The 22,104-nt window shown below is 63.0% G+C and carries 24 protein-coding genes; 4 read left to right on the forward strand and 20 right to left on the reverse strand.

Features of this window, described 5'->3' with window-relative positions; all coding sequences use genetic code 11:
* Positions 1 to 19: 19 nt before the first annotated feature.
* From flgE to BM062_RS25180, 6 genes are all read right to left on the reverse strand, one after another.
* The gene (gene flgE, locus BM062_RS16760; RefSeq protein WP_092398882.1) at positions 20 to 1,222 is read right to left on the reverse strand and encodes a flagellar hook protein FlgE; all 1,203 of its coding nucleotides are present in this window, start codon (positions 1,220 to 1,222) and stop codon (positions 20 to 22) included.
* 78 nt (positions 1,223 to 1,300) lie between these two features.
* Positions 1,301 to 1,960 (reverse strand): flagellar hook assembly protein FlgD, encoded by a 660-nt coding sequence (locus tag BM062_RS16765; protein WP_092398884.1) that lies wholly within the window; start codon positions 1,958 to 1,960, stop codon positions 1,301 to 1,303.
* A 78-nt stretch (positions 1,961 to 2,038) separates the two neighbouring features.
* Positions 2,039 to 2,464 (reverse strand): flagellar basal body rod protein FlgC, encoded by a 426-nt coding sequence (flgC, locus tag BM062_RS16770; RefSeq protein ID WP_092398886.1) that lies wholly within the window; start codon positions 2,462 to 2,464, stop codon positions 2,039 to 2,041.
* A gap of 31 nt (positions 2,465 to 2,495) precedes the next feature.
* Positions 2,496 to 2,903, reverse strand: coding sequence for a flagellar basal body rod protein FlgB (gene flgB, locus BM062_RS16775; RefSeq protein WP_092398888.1), 408 nt, complete (start codon positions 2,901 to 2,903; stop codon positions 2,496 to 2,498).
* Between the two features lie 117 nt (positions 2,904 to 3,020).
* The gene (locus BM062_RS16780) at positions 3,021 to 3,287 is read right to left on the reverse strand and encodes a helix-turn-helix domain-containing protein (protein WP_061539106.1); all 267 of its coding nucleotides are present in this window, start codon (positions 3,285 to 3,287) and stop codon (positions 3,021 to 3,023) included.
* A complete protein-coding gene (locus BM062_RS25180; protein ID WP_139220080.1) occupies positions 3,275 to 3,508 on the reverse strand; it encodes a hypothetical protein in 234 nt (77 codons plus the stop codon). The genes BM062_RS16780 and BM062_RS25180 overlap by 13 nt, the downstream gene beginning before the upstream one ends.
* Here BM062_RS25180 and flgA point away from each other — a divergent pair.
* The 3 genes from flgA to BM062_RS16795 all read left to right on the forward strand — a co-directional run bounded on the left by flgA (position 3,503) and on the right by BM062_RS16795 (position 5,134).
* A complete protein-coding gene (flgA, locus tag BM062_RS16785; RefSeq protein WP_092398890.1) occupies positions 3,503 to 4,237 on the forward strand; it encodes a flagellar basal body P-ring formation chaperone FlgA in 735 nt (244 codons plus the stop codon). The two genes, BM062_RS25180 and flgA, sit on opposite strands and share 6 nt — an antisense overlap.
* 97 nt (positions 4,238 to 4,334) lie before the next feature.
* Positions 4,335 to 4,679: a flagellar biosynthesis anti-sigma factor FlgM gene (flgM, locus tag BM062_RS16790; RefSeq protein ID WP_254785117.1), complete on the forward strand. Its 345-nt coding sequence runs from the start codon at positions 4,335 to 4,337 to the stop codon at positions 4,677 to 4,679.
* A complete protein-coding gene (locus tag BM062_RS16795) occupies positions 4,676 to 5,134 on the forward strand; it encodes a flagella synthesis protein FlgN (protein ID WP_092398892.1) in 459 nt (152 codons plus the stop codon). Before flgM ends, BM062_RS16795 begins: the two co-directional genes overlap by 4 nt.
* Positions 5,135 to 5,159: 25 nt before the next feature.
* Here BM062_RS16795 and BM062_RS16800 read toward each other — a convergent pair whose 3' ends face one another.
* The 12 genes from BM062_RS16800 to BM062_RS16855 form a co-directional block, all read right to left on the reverse strand.
* Entirely contained in the window at positions 5,160 to 5,720 is a 561-nt protein-coding gene (locus BM062_RS16800; RefSeq protein ID WP_092398894.1) for a flagellar protein FlhE, read from the reverse strand.
* A gap of 1 nt (position 5,721) precedes the next feature.
* Positions 5,722 to 6,465: an RNA polymerase sigma factor FliA gene (locus BM062_RS16805; RefSeq protein WP_092398896.1), complete on the reverse strand. Its 744-nt coding sequence runs from the start codon at positions 6,463 to 6,465 to the stop codon at positions 5,722 to 5,724.
* A 24-nt stretch (positions 6,466 to 6,489) separates the two neighbouring features.
* Positions 6,490 to 7,293 carry a P-loop NTPase family protein gene (locus BM062_RS16810; RefSeq protein WP_092398898.1) on the reverse strand — a complete coding sequence of 268 codons (804 nt, stop codon included), beginning with the start codon at positions 7,291 to 7,293 and terminating at the stop codon, positions 6,490 to 6,492.
* A gap of 10 nt (positions 7,294 to 7,303) precedes the next feature.
* Positions 7,304 to 9,724 (reverse strand): flagellar biosynthesis protein FlhF, encoded by a 2,421-nt coding sequence (gene flhF / locus BM062_RS16815; RefSeq protein ID WP_092398900.1) that lies wholly within the window; start codon positions 9,722 to 9,724, stop codon positions 7,304 to 7,306.
* Positions 9,725 to 9,726: 2 nt separating this feature from the next.
* The gene (gene flhA / locus BM062_RS16820) at positions 9,727 to 11,832 is read right to left on the reverse strand and encodes a flagellar biosynthesis protein FlhA (protein ID WP_254785118.1); all 2,106 of its coding nucleotides are present in this window, start codon (positions 11,830 to 11,832) and stop codon (positions 9,727 to 9,729) included.
* Positions 11,829 to 12,971, reverse strand: a complete 1,143-nt coding sequence (gene flhB / locus BM062_RS16825; protein ID WP_092398902.1) for a flagellar biosynthesis protein FlhB — start codon at positions 12,969 to 12,971, stop codon at positions 11,829 to 11,831. Before flhB ends, flhA begins: the two co-directional genes overlap by 4 nt.
* A 190-nt stretch (positions 12,972 to 13,161) precedes the next feature.
* The gene (cheZ, locus tag BM062_RS16830) at positions 13,162 to 13,803 is read right to left on the reverse strand and encodes a protein phosphatase CheZ (protein ID WP_092398904.1); all 642 of its coding nucleotides are present in this window, start codon (positions 13,801 to 13,803) and stop codon (positions 13,162 to 13,164) included.
* A gap of 1 nt (position 13,804) precedes the next feature.
* Positions 13,805 to 14,203 (reverse strand): chemotaxis response regulator CheY, encoded by a 399-nt coding sequence (cheY, locus tag BM062_RS16835; protein WP_092398906.1) that lies wholly within the window; start codon positions 14,201 to 14,203, stop codon positions 13,805 to 13,807.
* Positions 14,204 to 14,317: 114 nt separating this feature from the next.
* Positions 14,318 to 15,397, reverse strand: coding sequence for a protein-glutamate methylesterase/protein-glutamine glutaminase (locus BM062_RS16840; RefSeq protein WP_092398908.1), 1,080 nt, complete (start codon positions 15,395 to 15,397; stop codon positions 14,318 to 14,320).
* A complete protein-coding gene (cheD, locus tag BM062_RS16845) occupies positions 15,394 to 16,050 on the reverse strand; it encodes a chemoreceptor glutamine deamidase CheD (protein ID WP_092398910.1) in 657 nt (218 codons plus the stop codon). Before cheD ends, BM062_RS16840 begins: the two co-directional genes overlap by 4 nt.
* Positions 16,047 to 16,916: a CheR family methyltransferase gene (locus BM062_RS16850; protein WP_092398912.1), complete on the reverse strand. Its 870-nt coding sequence runs from the start codon at positions 16,914 to 16,916 to the stop codon at positions 16,047 to 16,049. Before BM062_RS16850 ends, cheD begins: the two co-directional genes overlap by 4 nt.
* A gap of 147 nt (positions 16,917 to 17,063) precedes the next feature.
* Complete coding sequence (locus BM062_RS16855) at positions 17,064 to 18,686, reverse strand: methyl-accepting chemotaxis protein (protein ID WP_092398914.1); 1,623 nt, start codon at positions 18,684 to 18,686, stop codon at positions 17,064 to 17,066.
* Between the two features lie 258 nt (positions 18,687 to 18,944).
* Between BM062_RS16855 and BM062_RS16860 the strand changes: the two genes are divergently transcribed.
* On the forward strand, positions 18,945 to 20,903 hold the full coding sequence (locus tag BM062_RS16860) for a methyl-accepting chemotaxis protein (RefSeq protein ID WP_092398916.1): 1,959 nt from the start codon (positions 18,945 to 18,947) through the stop codon (positions 20,901 to 20,903).
* Positions 20,904 to 20,967: 64 nt separating this feature from the next.
* On the opposite strand, the gene BM062_RS16865 is transcribed toward BM062_RS16860, so the two are convergent.
* Positions 20,968 to 21,393 (reverse strand): organic hydroperoxide resistance protein, encoded by a 426-nt coding sequence (locus BM062_RS16865; RefSeq protein WP_092398918.1) that lies wholly within the window; start codon positions 21,391 to 21,393, stop codon positions 20,968 to 20,970.
* A 187-nt stretch (positions 21,394 to 21,580) separates the two neighbouring features.
* Complete coding sequence (locus tag BM062_RS16870) at positions 21,581 to 22,066, reverse strand: MarR family winged helix-turn-helix transcriptional regulator (RefSeq protein WP_092399026.1); 486 nt, start codon at positions 22,064 to 22,066, stop codon at positions 21,581 to 21,583.
* Between the last annotated feature and the right edge of the window lie 38 nt (positions 22,067 to 22,104).

Raw genomic sequence — 22,104 nt, forward strand, 5'->3', positions numbered from 1 at the left:
ATGACGAAAAAATCCATCATCAGCGCATGCTCACCAGGGTCTGCATGACCTGGTCCTGGGTCTTCACGGTTTGCGCGTTGGCCTGGTAGGTACGCTGCGCAATGATCATGTTGACCAGTTCGGCGGTGAGGTCGACGTTGGACGATTCCAGCGCGCCCGAAGTCAAGGAACCAACCTTGGTGCCGGCGCCCGCCGTCCCGACCAGCGGCTGGCCTGACGCAGCGGTTTCAGCCCAGACATTGCCGCCCTTCGATTGCAGGCCGTCCGGATTGGCAAAGGAAGTGAGGACGATCTGGCCCAGGGTCTTGGTCTGTTCGTTCGAGTACTTGCCGGTTACGGTGCCGTCCGGATTGATGGCGAACGCAGTCAGGCTGCCGGAGGTATAACCGTCCTGGGTCTGCTTGGCGACCGCATTGTCGTTGCCGAACTGCGTAGTGCCGGTCAGGTTGATCGTGAAGTTCATCGGCGCCGCGCCGTTTGCCAGCGGCACTGCGGCAGGAGCCAGGGTGCCGGCGGCAGGCGTCAGCATCTTGCCGGCCGTATCGAAGGTCAACGAGCCGATATTGCTGCTGGCGCCGCCGTCGACGGTCTGGTAGACATCCCAGGCGTTCGCCGCGGTCTTCACGAAGAAATTCGTGATTTCATGCGGATTGCCCAGCGAATCGTAGCCGGTCACCGCGTTCTGGTAATTGAAACTGGTGGAATCGGTCGCATTGAACGGCGCCGTGACGGGCACCGTGCTGCGCGAATCGATGTTGTATTGCGCATTGATCTTGGTGGTGGCGTTCGGCGTCATCGCCGCAGCCGGCAACTGCAAGGCTGCCGGTGTGCCGCCGGCGATGCTGCCATTGGCGCCGACCTGATAGCCGGTCACGCGCAGGCCGCCGGAATTGACGATGTAGTTATCCTTGTCGATAGTGAACTGGCCGTTGCGCGAATAGGATACTTCGCCGGATGGGCTGGCCAGGCGGAAAAAACCGTCGCCGTTGGTGATCGCCACGTCCAGCGCGCGGGTGCTGGTCTGCACCGCGCCCTGGGTGAAATTTTGCGAAACGCCGGCTACCTGGGTGCCGAGGCCGACCCGCGAACCCGCATATACATCGGCAAACAGGACACTGCCAGCCTTGAAGCCCACGGTGCCCGAGTTGGCGACATTATTGCCGATCACATCGAGATTGCTGGAACTTGCATTCAATCCGCTTACGCCTTGTTGAAACCCCATGGTCCACTCCTTTTGAAATCAATTTGCAGCATTTTTTTCAGCTTCCGGGTTGCGGAAAAATAATGAAAAAAGCCGGATTTATAGAAACTGCTTAACGTCGCTCAATGCCGCCGTGCCGGCCGCACCCAGGTTCAACGTCACGCCGCTGGCCGTCTGCGCCACGCTGGCAACCTGCGAGTACGTCAGCGTGTTCGCCGCGACTGCGCTGCCGCCGACGGCAGCAGCCACGCTGATTTTGTAGGCGCCATCGCCCATCGCGGTACCGGTGTCGTTCTTGCCGTCCCACGACAAGGTCTTGGTGCCTTGCGGCAGCGCGCCGACATCGATCGTGCGCACGGTATTGCCGGCGGCGTCGGTGATCGTGACCTTGACCGTATCGGCCGCGCCTTGCATGTCCAGCCCGAAGGAAGTAGCGGCGCTATCCTTGAGCGCGACGCTGCTGCCTGGCGTCAGCACCGTATGGCCGATCAGCGAGGCGGCCTGCAAGGTCTGGCTGGAGCCGGTTTGCGCCACCAGCGAATTGAGCGTGCTGTTCAGGTTTTCGATGCCGCTGACGGTGCTCATCTGCGCCAGCTGCGAAGTCAGCTCCGCATTGTTCAGCGGATTCAGCGGGTCCTGGTTATTCAGCTGGGTGACCAGCAATTTAAGGAAGCGCTGCTCTTGGTCGGAACTGCTGGACACGGCTCCTGCCAGCGCTCCTGCTGCACTGTTGTCGGTTGAAACTCCCGATACTGCCATGATGGTCTTCTCCTGAAGCGCCGCCGCCGAGGCGGCCGCGGATTAATCGTTCAAATCGGAACTGCAATCGGTGCTTTGCTACTGGCCGATGGTCAGCGTCTTCAGCATCATGTTCTTGGCGGTATTGAGCACCTCGACATTGGCCTGGTAAGAGCGCGAAGCGGAAATCATGTTGACCATTTCTTCCACCACATTGACGTTCGGCATGGTGACGTAGCCGCTGGCGTTGGCCAGCGGATGCTTGGGGTCGTACACCATGCGCAGCGGCGACTGGTCTTCCACCACGCCCGCCACCTGCACGCCGCCGACGGCGCTGGCCGGATCCTGCTGGTCTCCTGCCGCCACCGCAAACACCACCTGCTTGGCGCGATAGGGCTGGCCATCGGGCCCGGACACGCTGTCGGCATTGGCCAGGTTGCTGGCGGTGACGTTCATGCGTTGCGATTGCGCGCTCATGGCGGAACCGGCAACGTCGAAAATATTCATGGATACATTGGACGGCATGGCTTGATCCTCGCTGGCTAAAACTGGAAATTCATTGCTGCACCGCCGACAGCAGCGACTTGATCTGGGCGCCGATGACGGTCAGGCCGGATTCATAGTGGACCGCGTTGTCGGTGAAATTGACGCGCTCGACATCCATCTCCACGGTATTGCCGTCGATGCTGGACTGGGTCGGCACCCGGTACAGCAAATCCGGTTCGCCGGCGGCCATGGCCTCGCCCTGGATGTGGCGCGCGGAAGTGGTCGCCATCGACACCGGCTGCGCCTGCCGGCCTTGCGCCATCGCTTGCGTCAGGCTGCTGCTAAAATCGAAATCGCGCGCCTTGTAATTGGGCGTATCGGCGTGTGCGATATTCGACGACAGCACCTCTTGCCGGCGCGCCCTCAAGTTCAGTGCTTCCTGCTGAAAGCGCAGTGCTGCATCCAGTTTGTCTACCATCTTGTACCTACCCTCAACAGACCTTTTGATGAAAGCGATTATAGGTAGCGGCCGCCGGCGGCAATCAACGGAACAGGCGGCTGATTCGGCCTCAATTCAAGATACGCCATGCCGGCCTCATTTGGGACCGGGAAAATATTTTGCGACATCCTCGAAGCTCAGCCGGTAACCGTCCAGCACGCGCTTGATGGTCGATCCGCTGGGATCGGTGACCCTGCCGGTTTCGAGCTTGCTCAGCACCGGCACCGACAAGCCGCAGCGCCGATGCATCGCTGTCAGCGACAGCCTCTTGCCGTTCTCGCCGGTTTGCTTCAAACGCATCTGCCGCAGGAAATCCGCCAGGGTGGCCGGGACTTCTTCATCGAATTCGCTCACGTTCGCCATTGCATGTCCTTGATTTTCAGATCGCCTTCCGGCAGAATTTTTTGAACCGGCGCGACAGGTTTCCGCAAACCATTATAGGCAGGGCATCGCAATCCAATACCCCAAACAGCACGCCAAACCGCGCCCAGTTCGGCGCTTGGCGACGACGCGCGGTTGTCTAGAATCTGATGGCGGACATTCCGTCGCCATGAATTCCGATTGAGGGAAGATTCGATATGCATGCACCATTCTCCCGGCGCCGCCGGCTTGCGATTACCTGCCTGATCCTTGCGGCGGCGGGACCAGGCGTCGGCAGCCGGGCCGCATCCGCCAGGACAGCGGAACTGAGCGGCAGCGCCAGGCCGGTGATCGAGCAGTTCCTGCTGGCCCAGGCCGGCGGCTTGCCTGGCAAGGTCAGCATCCGCGTCGAGACGCCGATGTCAGGCGCCCTGCCCGCCTGCGATGCGCTGGAAGCGTTCCTGCCCGCCGGCGCCCGGGTCTGGGGACGGGTCTCGGTCGGCCTGCGCTGCAACGGCGACGGTTCCACCACGCCGGCGTGGACGCGCTATGTGCCCGCCTATGTGGCGGTGGTGGCGAACTACTATGTAGCCAGCCGTCCCATCAATGCCGGCGACACCGTCGGCCCCGCCGATATCCAGCTGCGCCAGGGCGACCTCAGCGCCCTGCCGCGCGGCGTGGTCACCAATCCGCAGCAAGCCGCCGGCATGGTAGCCTCGAACCGGATTGCCCTGGGCGCGCCGCTGCGGCTGGAACTGCTGCGCGGCGCCACCGTGATACAACAGGGGCAAAGCGTGAAAGTCCAGTCGCAAGGCTCGGGTTTCGTCGTCAGCACCGAAGGACGGGCGATGACCAATGCCGCCGCCGGCGTGGCAATACAGGTGAAGACGCAGGCAGGGCAGATGCTGAGCGGCATCGCCCGTGCCGATGGCTCGGTAGAATTGCCGAATTGACTCTTGTTTTTACAGCAATCCAGGCATTTTTAGCCGGAACCCTAAACATTCCGCGCAAGCTGCCGTTATAACGAACAGATCCCTTAGAGGAAACATCTTGAAAATCGATCAACCTACAAAGCCGCTCAATAGCGTGTCAAGCCCAGCCAACGCGGCGTCCAGCAAGGATAACGCGGCGCGCGCCGCATCCGCCGACGCCGCTGCCGCCGGCACCGCCAACAGCGCCAGCCCGCCTATGCCAGCCGCCCTGAATTCACTGTCGGCGCAAGTGCGCCAGCTGCAAACCCAGTTGCTGCAACCCGGCGCCGGCGATTTCGACGCCGCCCGGGTCGCCGAGATACGCCAAGCCATCAGCGAAGGCCGCTATCAGATCAATCCCGAAAAAATCGCCGACGGCTTGCTCGATACGGTACGCGACCTGCTGGGCAAGAAACCGTCATGAGCAGCGCGCTCTTCAAGCACCTGCAGCAGGAGCGCGCCGTCATGGACGCCTTTCTCGATCTACTGGACCAGGAAGCGGAGGCGCTGATCAAGAGCCGTTTCGATGTGCTGCCGCTGATCACCGAACGCAAGGCCCAGCTGGCGGAACGCATCACTGCGCTTGAGCAGGAACGGGAACAGCGGCAACGGGCAGCCGGTTTCGACGCGGGACGAACCGGCGGCGACGCCGCGGCGGCGGCCGGCGGCGGCAACCTGCAGCAAGCCTGGCAAGAATTGCTGGCGCTTGCAGCCCAGGCCCGCGACTACAACCATCGCAACGGCATCATGATCCACACCCACCTGGATTTTGTACGGCGCTCGATCAATTTCCTGCGCGCCCACGGTCAATCGCTGTATGGCGCCGACGGCAAGCACCAGGTCGGGCTCGGCAACGGCCATAGCCTGGCGTCGAGCTGAACGCCGCCGACCCCCATAGCCCGATTTACTCGTAGCTGACCATCACCTGGCTGGCCGCCCCCTGCAATGCCGGGGCCAGGGCTCCGCGCCCGTCGATCACAAAAGCAAACACGAAATTCGACCAGCCGTTGTCGCCGTCAAAGGCGGCGGTGCTGCCGCTGGCGCCGCTGAGAGCGGCGCACCTGGCGTAGTTGCACAGATAGGCATGGATGCCGGCCGGCGGCGCCGTCAGGAAACTGTAGCGCCAGCCGACCCGGCGGGTCCTGGAGCCTGAAGAGACGCCGCTGCCGACCGGAGCTACCTGAACCGACTGATAAGCCACCCCGCGGTAGAACAGCGCGGGCGTGGAAACCGAAGCGCTCCAGGAACCCGCCACCCTGCCCTTTCCGCCCGCGGCAGCGCCGCTGTCAAGCCGGACAGCGCCGGGCCCGGCCGGCGGATTCTCAGCGCGTCCCATATAGGTACTCAGACTGATTGCAGCCACCGGCGGTTCTCCGGCAAAAACAGCCGCAGGCGCCAGCCAGCCGGCCGCGCCGCAAAACAACAGCCGCCTCAGCCCGGACCCGAAGCCGGCCAGGTCGCTCATCTCACGCTACCTCGCTCCGGCTGGTTTCATTCAAGCGCACCCGCAGGCGGCTGATGGCCTGGCTATGCAGCTGGCAGACGCGCGACTGGCTGACTTCCAGGATGGCGCCGATTTCACGCAGGTTCATTTCCTGCTCGTAATACAGGCTGAGCAGCAGCCGTTCGCGTTCCGGCATCAGGGCGATCGCCTCCACCAGCATATGGCGCATGCCGCTGTCCAGCAGACGCTGCAACGGATCGGCGACGCCGCTGCGATCGCTGCTGTCGTGCTGGCGGTCGAGAAACGAATTTTCATTGCTGCCGCCTTCGCAGTCTTCGTAGTACACCAGCTGCGAACCGTGGATTTCCTGCAGCAGATGCTGGTAGTCTTCCAGCGACAGCTGCATCGACACCGCGATTTCACGCTCGCTGGGCGGACGCGCCAGCTTCTGCTCCAGCGCCTGCACCGCAGCGTCGACCTTGCGCGACGACTGCCGCAAGCCGCGCGACAGCCAGTCGTTGGCGCGCAGCTCGTCCAGCATCGCGCCGCGGATACGCTGGCTGGCGTAGGTTTCGAACTGCGCGCCCTGGTCATCCTGGTAGCGGTTGGCGGCGTCCAGCAAACCCAACATGCCGGCCTGGATCATGTCGTCCAGCTCCACGCTGGCCGGCAATTTCGCGATCAGCTGCAAAGCCAGGCGCCGCACCAGCGGCGCGTATTGCGCCAGTGTGTCGGATTTATCGATTTTTCCCTGAGCCGTATACATGATGGATTCCTCTTCCTGCTTTACTCACACAGTGTCCAGATTTCGGTTAACAACAGGGCGCGGCCATTGCAGCAGCTGGCCAGCGATGCGGCGGAAATCGATTGCCGCGGCGCTGGTCTGGAATGCTTCCACCACGCTCAACTTGAGTCCCAGCGCGCGCACCAGCTGCGGGTCTTCCGCGACGCAGCCGGCAGGCTCCAGCGCCAGCCCCAGGTAACGGCTGCCGGCGCCGGCCAGGTTGCCCAGCACGCGCTGCGCCTCCGGCATGCCGGCCGCCAGGTTGAGCATGATCCGCAGGCGCTGCAGGGCATGCGCGTAATGCAGCTGCTTGATGCAGGCGTAGGCAGCCGTGATGGAAGCCGCCTGCGGCCGCAGCAGCACCACCACATCGTCGGCCTGCGCCGCCAGCGGCGACAAGGCGCCGTCGCGGTCCAGGCCGGCGTCGACCAGGATCACCTGCCCCTGGAACAGATTGCGCACCTCAGCCACGGCAGGGGCATCGCCCTGGCGCACCGCCAGCAGCAGCGCGCCGCACGCCAGGCGCGACGCCGCGGTTGACAGCGGCAGGCCGCCGGCGACATCGGACCAGCTGCACGCCGCGGCGCCGGCCCACATCGCCGTTGCCGACCGTGCGCCGCTCTGCTCGTCCAGCAGCAGCACTTCTTTTCCTTGCTGCACCAGGGCCGCGGCCAGGTTCAAGGCGACGCTGGTGACGCCTATCCTTGGACTGCTGCCGACCAGCGCGATGACGCGCGCCGCCTGCGTGCCCGAATGCTGCGCCATCAGGTTGCGCAAACCATCGGCCTGATCGCTGACTACTTTGCTCACAGACGTCCCCTCATCCGGGCAGCGCCGCAGTGCCCGGCGCCGGCGCCAGGCCGGGAACGCTATCGGCATCCAGCGCCAGCGCATCCAGCAGGGCGATCAGCTTGCCGAAGCCTTCAAACAGCGCTGCCGCGGAAGTGGCGCTGGCCGCGCCGGCACGGATCCGATGACCGGCCAGCTGCGCCAGCAGCGTGCGAGCGGCGCCGGCCCAGCTGTCGCGGTTGTGCGCCAGGCGCCAGACGGTGGTGCTGACTTGTGCAGCGACCAGCAGGCGCTTTTGCATCCGGCTGTCACCCGGCTCGGTGCAGGCATCGAGCTGCTGGACCGCTTTCTTGAGCAGCTTGTAGTAAGGATCGGCGGCTTGTTTCCAGCAGGCCCACGCGGCAAGCTGCGACGCCGTCGCCGATGGCGCAAGATTGGCCAGCAGGTACCAGCCGGCCAGCAATTTTCCGCTGTGCGGATCGACGATGCGCACGGCCACGCAACGCAAATTGAATGCGCCCGCATCGTGCCGTTTATCGCCGGGCAAGGCGACTGTCGTCTCCGCCAGCATCTGTTGCGCCGGCTTGCCCTTGTAGAGCATCGCCTGGGGTGCATCGAACACCAGCCGCGCCGCCAGCTTCGCCAACGATGTCCTGCCTGCGCCATCCAGCACGCAAGTAGTGCCGCGCGCACGGGCCAGCCATGACATGCCTTCAGCCTGCCAGGATTCGATCAAGCCTGGCGCCGGCATTTTGTCGAGCAGGTGCACCACCGGCTTGCCGAAATCCTGGCCATGCACCCACGCCAGCTGGCGCAGCGCCGGCGTGGCTACAGCGCCGTTTGCCGCGGCGGCAAACACGGTGGACAGCAATTGATGCGGCGCCGCCAGCGGCATGCCGTCGCGATCCGACAGCAGCACGCTGGATTGCAAGGCATAGGCGTCGCCGCTGCGGCTGGCGGCCAGCTCGGTCTTGCCGCTGATTGCCAGCACATGGCTGTTGCAAGCAACGCCGATTTCCGTTTTCGCATGCGCCAGCAGCTTGTGAACCACCGCCTGGCTGCCGGTGCTGTCGTCCGCCAGGTCGCGCCATAACCGGCTGCTGGTCTCGAAGCCGATCCCGCCGCCGGCCAGCGCAGCGGCGTTGGCCGCCAGCTCTTCGGCGTCCTGCGCCAGCACCCGGATCAGTTGCCGGCATTGGCCGCGCAAGCGTTCGGTAGCGGCAGACGCGGCCGCCAGTTCGGCGTCGTTGTTCAATGCTGCCGGCAGCTCGCCCAGGTCAGCTTCGCCCGGGACAAACAAGGCGCTGCGGCTGGCGCTCTGGAACACGCTGTCGACCAGTTGCGAACGCTCGGCCAGCATCAGGTTTTCCGGCACTTTCTGGCCGCAAGAAACGTAGTGCACCGGCAGCCGGTGGCGGATCACGGTGTCCAGCAATGCGCCGGGATGGGTGGCTTCGTCGGTCTTGGTGAAGATGCAGCCCGCCAGCTGGTTGCCGCCGGCGCTGTCCTTGTAGGCATGCACCACCTCATTCAGGGTGTCGCCGTGGCTGGCGGCGTTCAGCAGCAGCAAGCGCTTGACCGGGCGGCCGGCGCCGCACAGCATGGCGACCTGCTCGGAGACGCTGCGGTCGCGCTGGCTCTTGCCGACCGTATCGATCAGGACCATGTGCTTGTCGCGCAAATCCTCCAGCACCAGCCGCAGGTCGGCGGCGTCTTTCACCGCATGCACCGATACCCCCAGGATCTTGCCGTAGATGCGCAACTGCTCGAATGCGCCGATGCGGTAGCTGTCGGTAGTCAGCAGCGCCAGCTTGTCGGCGCCGAAGCGCATCACGCAGCGCGCCGCCAGCTTGGCGGTGGTGGTGGTCTTGCCGACCCCGGTCGGGCCCATCAAGGCATAGACGCCGCCGCCATCCATCAGCGCATCTTCGTTTTCCATCAACGGCAGGTTGCGCGCCAGTTCGGCCTTGACCCATGCCATGCCGGAGGCAAAATTCTGGCCGGTCGGCAGGTGGTCCAGCATCGCTTTCGCCAGGCTGGCGCTGAAGCCGGCGCCCAGCAAGGTGCGCAGCAGATGGCCGCGCACCGGGTCGCGGCGCTGCTTGTCGTTCCACACCAGGCCGGCCAGCTGCTCCTCGATCATGCCGCGCATCGAATGGATTTCGCTGATAACGCTACCGTTGCTGTCCGTGCCGGATGGCGCGGCGGCGCTTGTAGCTGGCTGTATGACCACTGGTGCTGCCACCGTCGCCGGTACGGCAACCACAGGAGCCAGGGTTGGTGCCGGCGCCGGCCGCGCATCGCCCGCGGTTTCCAGCATGGCGACGATTTCGGCGCCGGCGGCGGTCGCCCGGCTGGAAACGATGATGGCGTCCGGCCCCAGCTGTTCGCGCACCAGGCGCAGCGCTTCGCGGCTGGACGGGGCGACGATGGTGACGCTGTCAGTGTGCATGTTCAAGCCTTGCCTCCGATAGTGGCGGTTACTTTGATGGTGCGGGTATCAGGAATTTCAGCGTGCGACAGCACCTTGAGCTGCGGCAGGCTGCGGCGCAGGAAGCGCGCCAGCAAGACCCGCAGCGGATGCTGCACCACCAGCACCGGCGACAGGCCGAACTGTTCCTGGCGCGCGATCGCGGCCTGGGTCTGCGCCAGCAGGCTGTCGGCCAGCCCCGGCTCGAGCCCGCTGCCGTTGCTCAATGCCTGCAGCAGGACGCGGTCGAGCGAGCCGTCGAGGCCGATCACCTGCAGTTCGCCGTTGCCGGGGAACAGCTGCTGGGTGATCGCCCGGCCCAGCGCCAGCCGCACCAGCGATGTCAGTTCGGTGGCGTCGCTGACCGTGCCTCCGTGCTCCAGCAGGACGTCGAGGATGGTGCGCATGTCGCGTATCGATACGCTTTCGTCCAGCAGGTTTTGCAATATTTTCTGCAGCGTCGTCAGCGACAGCAGCTTGGGCACCAGGTCTTCGATCAGTTTCGGCGCGTCCTTGGCGACCCGGTCCAGCAGCTGCTGCACTTCCTGCCGTCCCAGCAGTTCCGCCGAATGGGCATGGATCAGGTGGTTCAGGTGGGTGGCGATCACGGTGCTGGCGTCGACCACGGTGTAACCGTAGATCTGCGCCTGTTCCCGCATGTGGCTTTCGATCCAGACCGCCGGCAGGCCGAACGCCGGATCGGCCGTCTGCACGCCGGGCAAGGTGGCGCTGACCTGCCCCGGATTGATCGCCATCCATTGGCCAGGCCAGGCTTCGCCATTGGCGATCTCGACGCCTTTGAGCGTGATCACATAGGAATTCGGCTTGAGTTCCAGGTTGTCGCGGATGTGCACTACCGGCACCAGGAAGCCGATGTCCTGCGCGAACTTCTTGCGGATGCTCTTGATGCGGCCCAGCAGTTCGCCGTTCTGGCTGCGGTCGACCAGGGAAATCAGGCGGTAGCCGACTTCCAGTCCGAGCGGATCGACCAGCGCCACGTCGTCCCAGCTGGCGTCCGCCGGCTCGGCAGCTGCCGCGGACGGCGGCGGCGCCTTGGCGGCATATTCCACCGCCGCGTTTTTCTGCAGCAGGCGCCGGCCGAGATATACCAGGCCGCCGGCAATGATCAGGAACGCCACATGCGGCATGCCCGGCACCAGCCCCATCAGGCCGATGATGCCGGCGGTCAGGAACAGCACCTGCGGATTGGAGAACAGCTGCCCCATCAGCTGCTGGCCAACATCTTCATCGGTCGTCACGCGCGAGACGATGACGCCGGCGGCGGTAGAAATCACCAGCGCCGGAATCTGCGCCACCAGGCCGTCGCCGATGGTCAGCAAGGTGTAGTTCTTGGCCGCCACCGAAATATCCAGGCCATGCTGGGCGACGCCGACGATCAGGCCGCCGACCACATTGATCACCATGATCAGCAAGCCGGCCACCGCATCGCCGCGCACGAACTTGCTGGCGCCGTCCATGGAGCCGTAGAAATCCGCTTCCTGCGCGACCTCGGCGCGGCGCTTGCGCGCTACGTCCTCACCGATCAGGCCGGCGTTGAGGTCGGCGTCGATCGCCATCTGCTTGCCAGGCATCGCATCCAGCGTGAAGCGCGCGCCGACTTCAGCAATCCGCCCCGCGCCCTTGGTGATGACCATGAAGTTGATCACCACCAGGATCACGAACACCACGATGCCGACGGCGAAATTGCCGCCCACCAGGAAATGGCCGAAGGCTTCGATCACCTTGCCGGCGGCGTCCGGCCCGGTATGGCCCTCCAGCAGCACCACACGGGTGGAAGCGACGTTGAGCGACAGGCGCAGCAAGGTCGAAAACAGCAACACCGCCGGAAAGGCGGCGAAATCCAGCGCTTTCATGGTGTACATGCTGACCAGCAGCACCATCACCGACAGCGCGATATTGAAGGTGAACAGCAAGTCGAGCAGGAACGGCGGCAGGGGCAGGATCATCATGCCCAGGATCATGACGATCAGCACCGGACCGGCCATGCCCTTGACGCTGTTGCCGGCCAATATGGCGGCCCCCAGGCGGGGCAAGGAACTGAATGAAAAAGCTGGGCCTGCTGGCTTCATGCCGGGCTTCCTAAAGTGTCGAGTGAATCGGGAACCGGCAGGTCGGCCGGTGTGCGTGGCGCGATGCCGCCCTCGCTGCGCCAGCGCTGCAGCTGGTAAACCCAGGCCAGCACTTCAGCCACCGCGGTGTACAGCGCCGCCGGGATTTCTTCGCCCAGGTTGGTATGGCGATACAGCGCCCGGGTCAGGGGCGGTGCTTCCAGCATGGGAATCTTGTGTTCGGCGCCGATGGCGCGGATGCGCAGCGCTACCAGGTCGGTGCCCTTGGCAACCACCCGGGGCGCGCGCATTTCCTTGTCGCTGTATTTGAGCGCGACCGCAAAGTGGGTCGGGTTGGTGACCACCACGTCGGCGGTCGCCACCTCGGCCATCATGCGCCGCCGCGCCATCTGTTGCTGCTGGCGCCGGATCTGCCCCTTGACGTGCGGATCGCCTTCGCTTTCCTTGTGTTCCTGCTTCAGCTCTTCGCGCGTCATGCGCAGCTTGCGGTAATAACTCCACAGCTGGTAGGGCACGTCGATGGCTGCCACCAGCAGCAGCGAAGCAATGATCAGGCCGCAGCAATTGGCCACCAGCCGTACCGTATGCGCCAATGCGCCGTGCACCGGTTCGCTCAGCAAGCCCAGCAGCGTGTCCAGATTGCGCGACATGACCCAGTAGGCGATGCCGCCCACCAGTACCGATTTGGTGCATGCCTTGAACAGTTCCGCCAGCGACTGGCTGGAAAAGATGCGAGCAATACCGGCCATTGGATTGAGCTTGGAGAATTTGGGCGCCAGCGCATCCGGCGCAAACAGCCAGCCGCCCAGCATCAGCGGCGCCGCCAGGGCCGCCAGCGCCAGCATGGCCAGCAACGGCAGCAAAGCCTGCAGCGCTTCCTGCCCGGCAGCAGCGGCCTGGGTCAGCATATAGGAGGTATCGAAGCCGGCGGCGCGCTTGAATTGCATGCCCTGCCGCAAGGCATGGCCGATATGCTCCGCCATCGGCACGGCCGTCAGCCACAAGCCGCCTATGCCGGTGCTCAGCATGACAAACGTGCTCAGCTCGCGCGAACGGGCAACCTGGCCTTCTTCGCGCGCCTTTTCCAGGCGCCGGGGAGAACCGGGTTCCGTCTTTTCGAGATCGCTTTCTTCCGCCATGCATGCTCCGAACCAGAAGGGACGAACAGCGCCCTATCAATATCGATTATTGATGCAAGGGCGCAGATGCAATCGGGCAAACAAGGCGGGGATAGCGGTGCTGCTCAGGCAATCGCTGCGGCCGGGGCGTGTTCACCGCCGCCCTGGCCGCTTTTGTTTCAGGCGTGATGCGGATTCGCCATGATCCGGGTCAGAAGCCCAGGCTCGACAGCAGGTCGTCGACCTGCTCCTGGTCGGATACCGCATCGGGATTTTCATCCGCGTTCATTTGCGGACCGTTCAACAGGCCGTTGCCTTCACTGCGTTTTTCCAGCGGCGTGTTGTCGATCAGCACCTGCAGCAGCTGTTTTTCCATTTCCTGCACGACTTCCATCATTTTCTTGATGACCTGGCCGGTCAGGTCCTGGAAGTCCTGCGCCATCATGATTTCCATCAGCTGCGCATTGATGGCCGAAGCCTGCTGCGGCACGTCTTTCAGGTAATTGCGGGTATCCAGCACCAGCACCCGGGCATCGTCCAGCTCGACCGGGCTGACAAACCATTCATCCCAGCGCTGGCTGAGCGTCTTGGCTTGCTTGCTGAGTTTTTCCTGGATCGGCTGGGCGACGTCGATCGCGTTCAAGGCCCGTTCGGCGGCGCGCTCTGTCATCGCCGCCACGTAGTTCAGGCGATCGCGGGCATCCGGGATCGCCTGCGCCGCCTTGGCGATTTCCTGGTCCAGGCCGAGTTCGCGCATGCTTTCGCGCAGCAGGCGCGTCAGGTGGCCGATGCGGTTGACCAGCTGCTCGGCGGAGTCGCCGGCGGCCGGCATCTGTAAGGCGTGCAGGCTCATATCAAGCACTCTCTTTCGCAATTTTCTCGAATATCTTGGTGATCTTTTCCTCCAGCGTGGCCGCGGTAAAAGGCTTGACCACATAGCCGTTGGCGCCGGCCTGGGCGGCGGCGATGATGTTTTCCTTCTTGGCTTCGGCCGTCACCATCAGCACCGGCAGCCTGGACAGGGCCGGATCGGCGCGTATCGATTGCAGCATGGTCAAGCCATCCATGTTCGGCATGTTCCAGTCGGACACGACAAACCCGAAATTGCCGTCCTTTAGCTTAGCCAGTCCTGCCGCGCCGTCCTCGGCTTCGTCGACATTGACGAAATCGAGTTCTTTCAACAGGTTCCTTACAATCCGCCGCATGGTAGGAAAATCGTCCACCACCAGAATTTTGATACTTTTATCAACCATGATTACTCCACACTAAAAATAGGACCTGGCACGCATGCCCGCATTCCTGACGCCATGCCTGTATAACGTCACAAATGTAAAAAAACACAGGGCGGATATTGTTCACACCGTTTTTTACACCCGGTTCGAGCGTTCGCCGTACGACATCAGGCGCGCCATCAGGCGTGCGCTCATTTCCGCTATGCCGGCTACCTCGTTGGCCGCCCCCATGGCGATCGCTTCGCGCGGCATGCCGAACACCACGCAGCTGGCTTCGTCTTGCGCCAGGGTGTAAGCGCCAGCCTGGCGCAAGCGCAGCAAACCGGCCGCGCCGTCCCGTCCCATGCCGGTCAGGATCACGCCGATGGCGTTCTTGCCGGCATGCTGGGCGACCGAATCGAACAGCACGTCGATCGAAGGCCGATGGCGGTTGACCGGATCTTCCTGGTCCAGGTGGGCGACATAGTTGGCGCCGCTGCGCGCCAGCGACAGATGGAAACCGCCGGGCGCGATATAAGCATGGCCCGGCAATACCCGCTCGCCGTGCTCCGCTTCCTTGACGGTGATGCGGCACAAGCCGTCCAGGCGCTGCGCGAACGACCGGGTAAAGCCGGGCGGCATGTGTTGCGCGATCATGATGCCCGGGCAATCCGGCGGCAGCGGCTGCAATACTTCCCGGATCGCTTCGGTGCCGCCGGTGGAAGCGCCGATGATGATCAGTTTTTCAGTACTCAGCAAAGGACTGCGCAGCAGCGGCGCCTGTCCCGCTGCCGCCGCATCGGCCGCGGGCCGGCGCGCCGATTGCAGGCGGGCGCGGGCGGCGGCGCGGATCTTGTCGGCGATCAGGTCGGTATATTCCAGCAAGCCTTCGCGTATGCCGAGGCGCGGCTTGGTGACGAAATCGACCGCCCCCAGCTCCAGCGCGCGCAGCGTGATTTCGGAACCGCGCTCCGTCAGCGAAGACACCATCAGCACCGGCATCGGCCGCAGGCGCATCAGCTTTTCCAGGAAATCCAGTCCATCCATGCGCGGCATTTCGACATCCAGCGTCAATACGTCGGGATTGAGCTGCTTGATCAGGTCGCGCGCCACCAGCGGATCGGGCGCCGTCGCCACCACGGTCATGTCCGGCTGGCTATTGATGATTTCGGTCATCAAGCTGCGTATCAGCGCCGAATCGTCCACACACAATACTTTGATTTTTTTATCGCTCACGCGCTGCCTCCACCTTGTTTTACGGCTTTCTTGCCGACTGCCGTATTGAATAATTCCACCTTGCTGCGCACCGGCTGCTGCGCCAGCGTCTGCACCAGTTTCTGTTCGTCGCGCTGGACCTGTTCGGCTTCGTTGATGCGGTGCAGCCTGCGCACCATGACCTTGCCGCTCCTCGGGAAATAGCTGATCCGGCGCGGCAGGTTGCCGCGCAAGTCTTGCGCCGCCACCCGTACCTGTTCCATCTGCAGGTAACGCAATACAAAATCGGCATTGCGGTCGCCGATGTTGAGCATCGTCATGTTCGCCAGCACCGCGCCGCCGCCAAACACCTTGGCCTCCAGCCGTTCGCGGCGCGCGCCCGCCTTGAGCAGTTCGTTGAGCAGCATCTCCATGGCGTAAGCGCCGTAGCGCATGGAGGCAGACGCGCTGTTGCCGGAGTTGCCGTCATCGGGCAGCATGAAGTGATTCATGCCGCCGACTCCTGCCGTGCTGTCGCGCACGCAGGCCGCCACGCAAGAACCGAGCACGGTGCTGAGCACCATGTCGTCGGGCGTGACGTAGTATTCGTTGGGCAGCAGCTTGACCGCCGCGCTGTCGAACTCGCGGTCAAAATAATGATGGGTCGCCACCGACTCTTCCGCCGCTGAAATCATGCGCCGCCCTTGGCTTGCCGGGAATCGAGTTCATAGACGGTCTGGCCGCGCAGCCGGAACGGCTGGCTGGCGTAGGAAAAATTCTCCGAATGCCCGGCAAACAGCAAGCCTTGCGGTTTCATCAAGGGCGCGAAGCGCTGCAGGATCCTGTTCTGTGTCGGCTTGTCGAAATAGATCATCACGTTGCGGCAAAAGATGACGTCGAACGGTTCTTTCAAGCCCCATTGCGTATCCAGCAGGTTGAGCTGGCCGAACTTGACCATGGCCGCCACTTCCGGCCGTATCCGCACCTGCCCGGCACGGGCGCCGCTGCCTTTCAGGAAGAAGCGCTTGAGGCGTTCCAGCGGCAGCTTGCTGACCTGCTCCATGGTGTAGACGCCGGCCGCGGCCTTTTCCAGCACCTGGGTGTCGATGTCGGTAGCGATCACGCTGGCCGTGGCGGCGCGGCTGCCCAGCGCTTCGATCAGGGTCATCGCGATCGAATACGGCTCTTCGCCGGTGGACGCGGCCGAACACCAGACAGTCACCGGCGCCGCGCATTTTTTTGCGTGCTCCGCCAGCAGCGGAAAATGATGCGCCTCGCGGAAAAACGCCGTCAGGTTGGTGGTCAAGGCATTGGTGAAGGCTTGCCACTCGGCGCTGTCCTTTTCGCCTTCCAGCAAGGCCAGGTACGAAGTAAAGTCGTTCATGCCGAGTTCGCGCAGACGGCGCGACAGGCGGCTGTAGACCATCTCGCGCTTTTGTTCGCCCAGCGCGATGCCGGCGCGCTGGTGGATCAGCGCGCGGACCCTGGAAAAATCGCCGTCGGTCAGCAAAAAATCCCGAGCTGAAGCCGTCGCCGCCCTGGTGCTCGGTTTGATAGTCATTCGGTGCGCCTTAACATGGTTGGCAGCGCCGCCTGCTGCGGCAACTGCCCGTATTGCAATATAAACACGGCGGCCGCACGCCGATGCCGCGAACAAGAGCCTAAAACGCCGCTTGCTCCGGGCATGGCGGCGCCGCGCCGCGCCAGGCTAGGCAGCGGCGCCGCGCAGCATCTGCGCATGCGGCGTGATATCGATCATCCGGTTTGCCTGCGCCGCGCCATGCACGCGCTCCAGCTTGAAAGCGCCGACCACATCCGCCAGCACGCCGGCCTGGTCCTGCAGGCTGGCCGCCGCCGCCGCTGCTTCTTCCACCAAAGCAGCGTTCTGCTGGGTCACCTGGTCCATCTGGCTGATGGCCTGGTTGATCTGCTCGATGCCGGCGGTCTGCTCCTGGCTGGCGGCAGTGATTTCGCCCATGATGTCGGTCACACGGCGCACGCTGGCCACGATTTCTTCCATGGTGGTGCCGGCCTGGTCGACCAGGCGCGAGCCGAGCCCGACTTTTTCAACCGAGTCGTCGATCAGTCCCTTGATTTCCTTGGCCGCGGCAGCCGAACGCTGCGCCAGGCTGCGCACTTCCGCCGCCACTACCGCAAAACCGCGCCCCTGTTCGCCGGCCCGGGCCGCTTCCACCGCGGCGTTCAGCGCCAGGATGTTGGTCTGGAACGCGATGCCGTCGATCACGCCGATGATGTCGACAATCTTTTTCGACGAGGTATTGATCGCGCCCATGGTGCTCACCACCTGGGTCACCACCGTGCCGCCATGCAGCGCCACTTCCGAAGCGGACACCGCCAGCTGGTTGGCCTGGCTGGCGTTATCGGCATTCTGCTTGACGGTCGAGGTCAGCTGCTCCATCGACGCCGCGGTTTCTTCCAGCGAACTGGCTTGCTCTTCCGTACGCTGCGACAGGTTCTGGTTGCCGGCCGCAATCTGGCTGGAGGCGGTAGCGATGGTATCGGTGCCGCTGCGCACCTCGCCGACAATTTTCTGCAGGCTCTGGTTCATGTCTTTCAGCGCTTGCATCAGCTGTCCGGTCTCGTCCCTGGACCTGACTTCTATGTCCGCCGTCAAATCGCCGCCGGCAACGCGGCGCGCCACGTCTACCGCAAACCCCAGGGGCTGGGACACTACTCGCGCAATCCACAGCGCCAGGACGAAACCCAGCAGCAGCATCCCGATCATCAGCCCTATCATCCAGACCCGGGCCTTGTTATAGATGGCTTCGCCCTCTTTCGCCGAGGCGGCGCTGCCGTCGCTATTGATTTTCACCAGGCGTTCAACCTGCTTGTCCAGCTCGACGATGGCTGCCAGGGAATCGCCGCGTATTTCCTTTGCCGCATCGTCTTTCCTGAAGGCGCGCGAGATGTCGACGATTTTCTTGTCCATCTCCAGGTACTGCGGGATTTTATCCTTGAGCTGGTCGTATACAGCGCGTTCCTGTTCCGACACCAAGGGCGCATATTCGCTCATGCTCTTTTGCAGGCCGCCCCGGATCTCGCTGATGAACTGGGCGCTCTTGTCCATGTCCGCCGCGTCATTCGACATGACGTGCTGCATTTCGACATTGCGCAGCAGCGCCAGGTTGCTCTTCATGGTCAGCAGCAGCCGCACGCTCGGCAGCCAGTTGGTGTTGATTTCGTTGGTGGTGGCGTTGACCTGCCCCAGTTGCGTGATCGAGGCCACGCCCAGCACCAGTGTCAGCATCAATATCAACGCAAACGACAGCAGCAGTTTGGTTGCGATTTTCAAGTTATAGAACCAGGTCATGATTTTCTTTTCGAATGGGATTTCAGTTGCACGTGAGCCTTTAACTCAGGAATGGCGGATGCCAGCTAGCCGCCCTCCTGATCCTGTCTCCTGATCCTGTTAACGGCAAGCCGCATCGTTTCTTGAGGCCCCAGGCAGCCGGCCGCGCTTGCGCGCCCTTCAACTTTCGCGAAAGTTGTCGTTATTGACTTTGATTGCCAGGAATTCGGCAGGACGCCACTCGCCAGCCCGGCCCATCCAACAAGAAAAGGATAGTCAATGAACAATAAATTCTTCAACAGCCTCAACGTAGGCATCAAGCTCAGCTTGTTTACCTTTTTGCTGGCCGCCCTGATCTTCCTGGTCTACGGCTGGGCCAGCGCCAGCGCCACTTCGCAATTGCTGGAGCAGCGCGGAGCGCGCGACATTTCCGGCAGGACCGGCACCATGATCCAGATGCTCGATACATTCGACGCCAGCCATAAAAGCGAAGCCGACCGTTTCGCGCTGCTGCTGGCCAGTTATTTCCCCGGAAAATTTTCTATCGACGGCAGCAAGACCGTCGATGTCGCCGGCAAGCCGACGCCGCTGCTGAAAAACGGCAATGACGTGATCAACATGAATTTTTCCATCGCCGACCGCTTCACTTCGGCCAGCCGGGCGGTAGCGACGATCTTCATCAAGAACGGCGAGGACTTCATCCGTATCTCGACCTCGCTCAAGAAAGAAAACGGCGAGCGCGCGATAGGCACCGTGCTTGACCACGGCCATCCCGGCTATGCGCGCCTGCAGGGCGGCTTGCCGTATGTCGGCCGCGCCACCCTGTTCGGCAAGGAATACATGACCGCCTATAACCCGGTCAAGGACGAGGCCGGCGCCATCGTCGGCGCGCTGTTTGTCGGGGTCGACATCAGCAGCGACATCGAGACGCTGAAGACTCGCATCCGCTCGGTCAAGCTGGGCGAGTCCGGTTATTTCTATGTGCTCAATGCGGCCCAGGGCAAGGACCTTGGCAAGCTGCTGGTGGCGCCGGCCGACGAAGGCAAGAATGTGCTGGCGCTCAAGGACGCCGACGGCCGCGACTTCATCAGGGAAATCCTTGAGCACAAGGAAGGCAGCATGCGTTATGCCTTGCCGGAAGGCGCTGCCAAGGGACCGGAAAAAATCGCCGCCTTCGCGCTGTACAAGAACTGGAACTGGCAGATTGTCGGCAACGAGGACGCCGCCGAGCTGACGCAGGAAATCACCACGCTGCGCAACCGCAATGCCTTGTTCGGCCTGGCGGCGGTGCTGGTCATGGTGGCGGCGCTGTACTGGCTGATCCGCAACACCATCAGCCAGCCGCTGGAAAGAGTCAAGCAGGCAGCGCAGCAGCTGGCGGCGGGCGACCTGAGCGCTACCCTGGAAAGCGACCGGGGCGACGAAATCGGCCAGCTGGAACGCGCCATCAATGGCATCAGCCAGGGACTGGCCGGAGTCATCGGCAATGTGCGGCAAGGCACCGGCGAAATGGCGCGCGCCTCGCAGGAAATCGCGGAGGGCAACGCCAACCTGTCGGCGCGCACCGAATCACAAGCGGCCTCGCTGGAACAGACCAGCAGTTCGCTGGAACAGCTGACGGCGGCAGTAAAACAAAACGCCGACAGCGCCCAGCATGCCAACCAGCTGGTGATCGGCGCATCGGGACAGGCGGTCGCCGGCGGTCAGGCGGTCGGCCAGGTGGTGGATACGATGAATGCGATCAAGGACAGCTCGCGCAAGATCCACGACATCATCGGCGTGATCGACGGCATCGCTTTCCAGACCAACATCCTGGCGCTGAACGCCGCGGTGGAAGCTGCGCGGGCCGGCGAACAGGGACGCGGCTTTGCGGTGGTGGCGGCGGAAGTGCGCAGCCTGGCGCAGCGTTCGGCTGCCGCCGCCAAGGAAATCAAAGGCTTGATCAGCGACTCGGTGGAACAGGTAGATGCCGGCGGCAAGCTGGTGGATGCGGCCGGCCAGACCATGCAGGGCATCGTCGCCGCGGTCAAGCGGGTGGCGGACATCATGCATGAGATTACTGCCGCAACCGGGGAGCAAAGCAGCGGCATCGAAGAGATCAACCGTGCCATGGGTCACATAGACGACATCACCCAGCAGAACGCCGCGCTGGTCGAACAGGCCGCGGCAGCCGCCCAAAGCCTGCAGGACCAGGCAGCGCAGCTGGCGCAGACCGCTGCCGTTTTCAAGCTTGGCTGACGAAAAAAAAGCCTGGCAAGCCAGGCTGGGCGGATGCGGATGCAGATGCGATTCGCCCGGTTGATTACACCAAAGTCAGGGTAACGTCGATGTTGCCGCGGGTTGCATTGGAATAAGGGCAGACTTTGTGCGCCTTGTTGACCAGGTCTTCCGCAGCGCCGGCGTCCATGCCTGGCAGGGAAATGCGCAGTTCGACTTCGATGCCGAAGCCGCCTGGGATCTGGCCGATGCCTACCAGGCCGGTGATCGACACGTCTGCAGGCAGGGAAATTTTTTCTTGCGAGGCGACGAATTTCATGGCGCCGATGAAGCAGGCGGAATAACCGGCTGCAAACAATTGTTCAGGATTGGTGCCGACACCGCCGGCGCCGCCCAATTCTTTCGGCGTGGTCAACTTGACGTCCAGCACGTTATCGGATGACACAGCGCGGCCGTCACGGCCTCCGGTTGCGGTGGCTTGAGCGCGGTACAGAACTTTTTCGACTGACATGATGGTTTCCTTTATTGGCCGGTTGGAAAATCCTTTGGATCAGCGCAGTCGGCCGTACTGACGATCCGGATCAAAGGTACAACATTAAGATGACGCAAGAATGAAACGAGGTATAAGGAAATTCTTAATTACACAATCATATTGCTCACAACTTATATTCCATGCAAAAGCGCACTCCCTATCCTTCTTAAGCGATATTGCCGGCCATCGCAGCGCGCAAGCGCCGCAACTCCTGGGTCAGCGCTTGCAGCTCATCCAGCGAACATTCTGCGCTGCAGCTTACCTGCGGCGGTATCGCTAGCGCCTGCTGGCGCAGGTTCTTGCCCGCCGCGGTCAGGCTGACGATCACCTGGCGTTCATCGTGAGACGAGCGCTGGCGGCGCAAAAAACCGCTGCTTTCCAGGCGCTTGAGCAAAGGTGTCAGGGTGCCGGAATCCAGGAACAGGCGCTCGCCGAGGGCAGACACAGTCAATTCGTCACGCTCCCACAGGGTCAGCAGCACCAGGTATTGCGGATAGGTCAGGCCCATTTTCTGCAGCAGCGGCTTGTATATCTTGGTCATGGTCAGCGATGCGGAATACAGCGCAAAGCATAGCTGATTGTCCAGCAGCAGGCTGTCCGGCCCGAATGATTCCGGGGCAAGGTTTGCAGTCGTCTGTTTGCTGGTGTCCATGGCTTGAATAATATATCGCTTAAAATTAAATTGCAAGC

Origin of the sequence: Collimonas sp. OK412, from assembly GCF_900112135.1 — a bacterium.
Lineage (GTDB): Bacteria > Pseudomonadota > Gammaproteobacteria > Burkholderiales > Burkholderiaceae_D > Collimonas > Collimonas rhizosphaerae.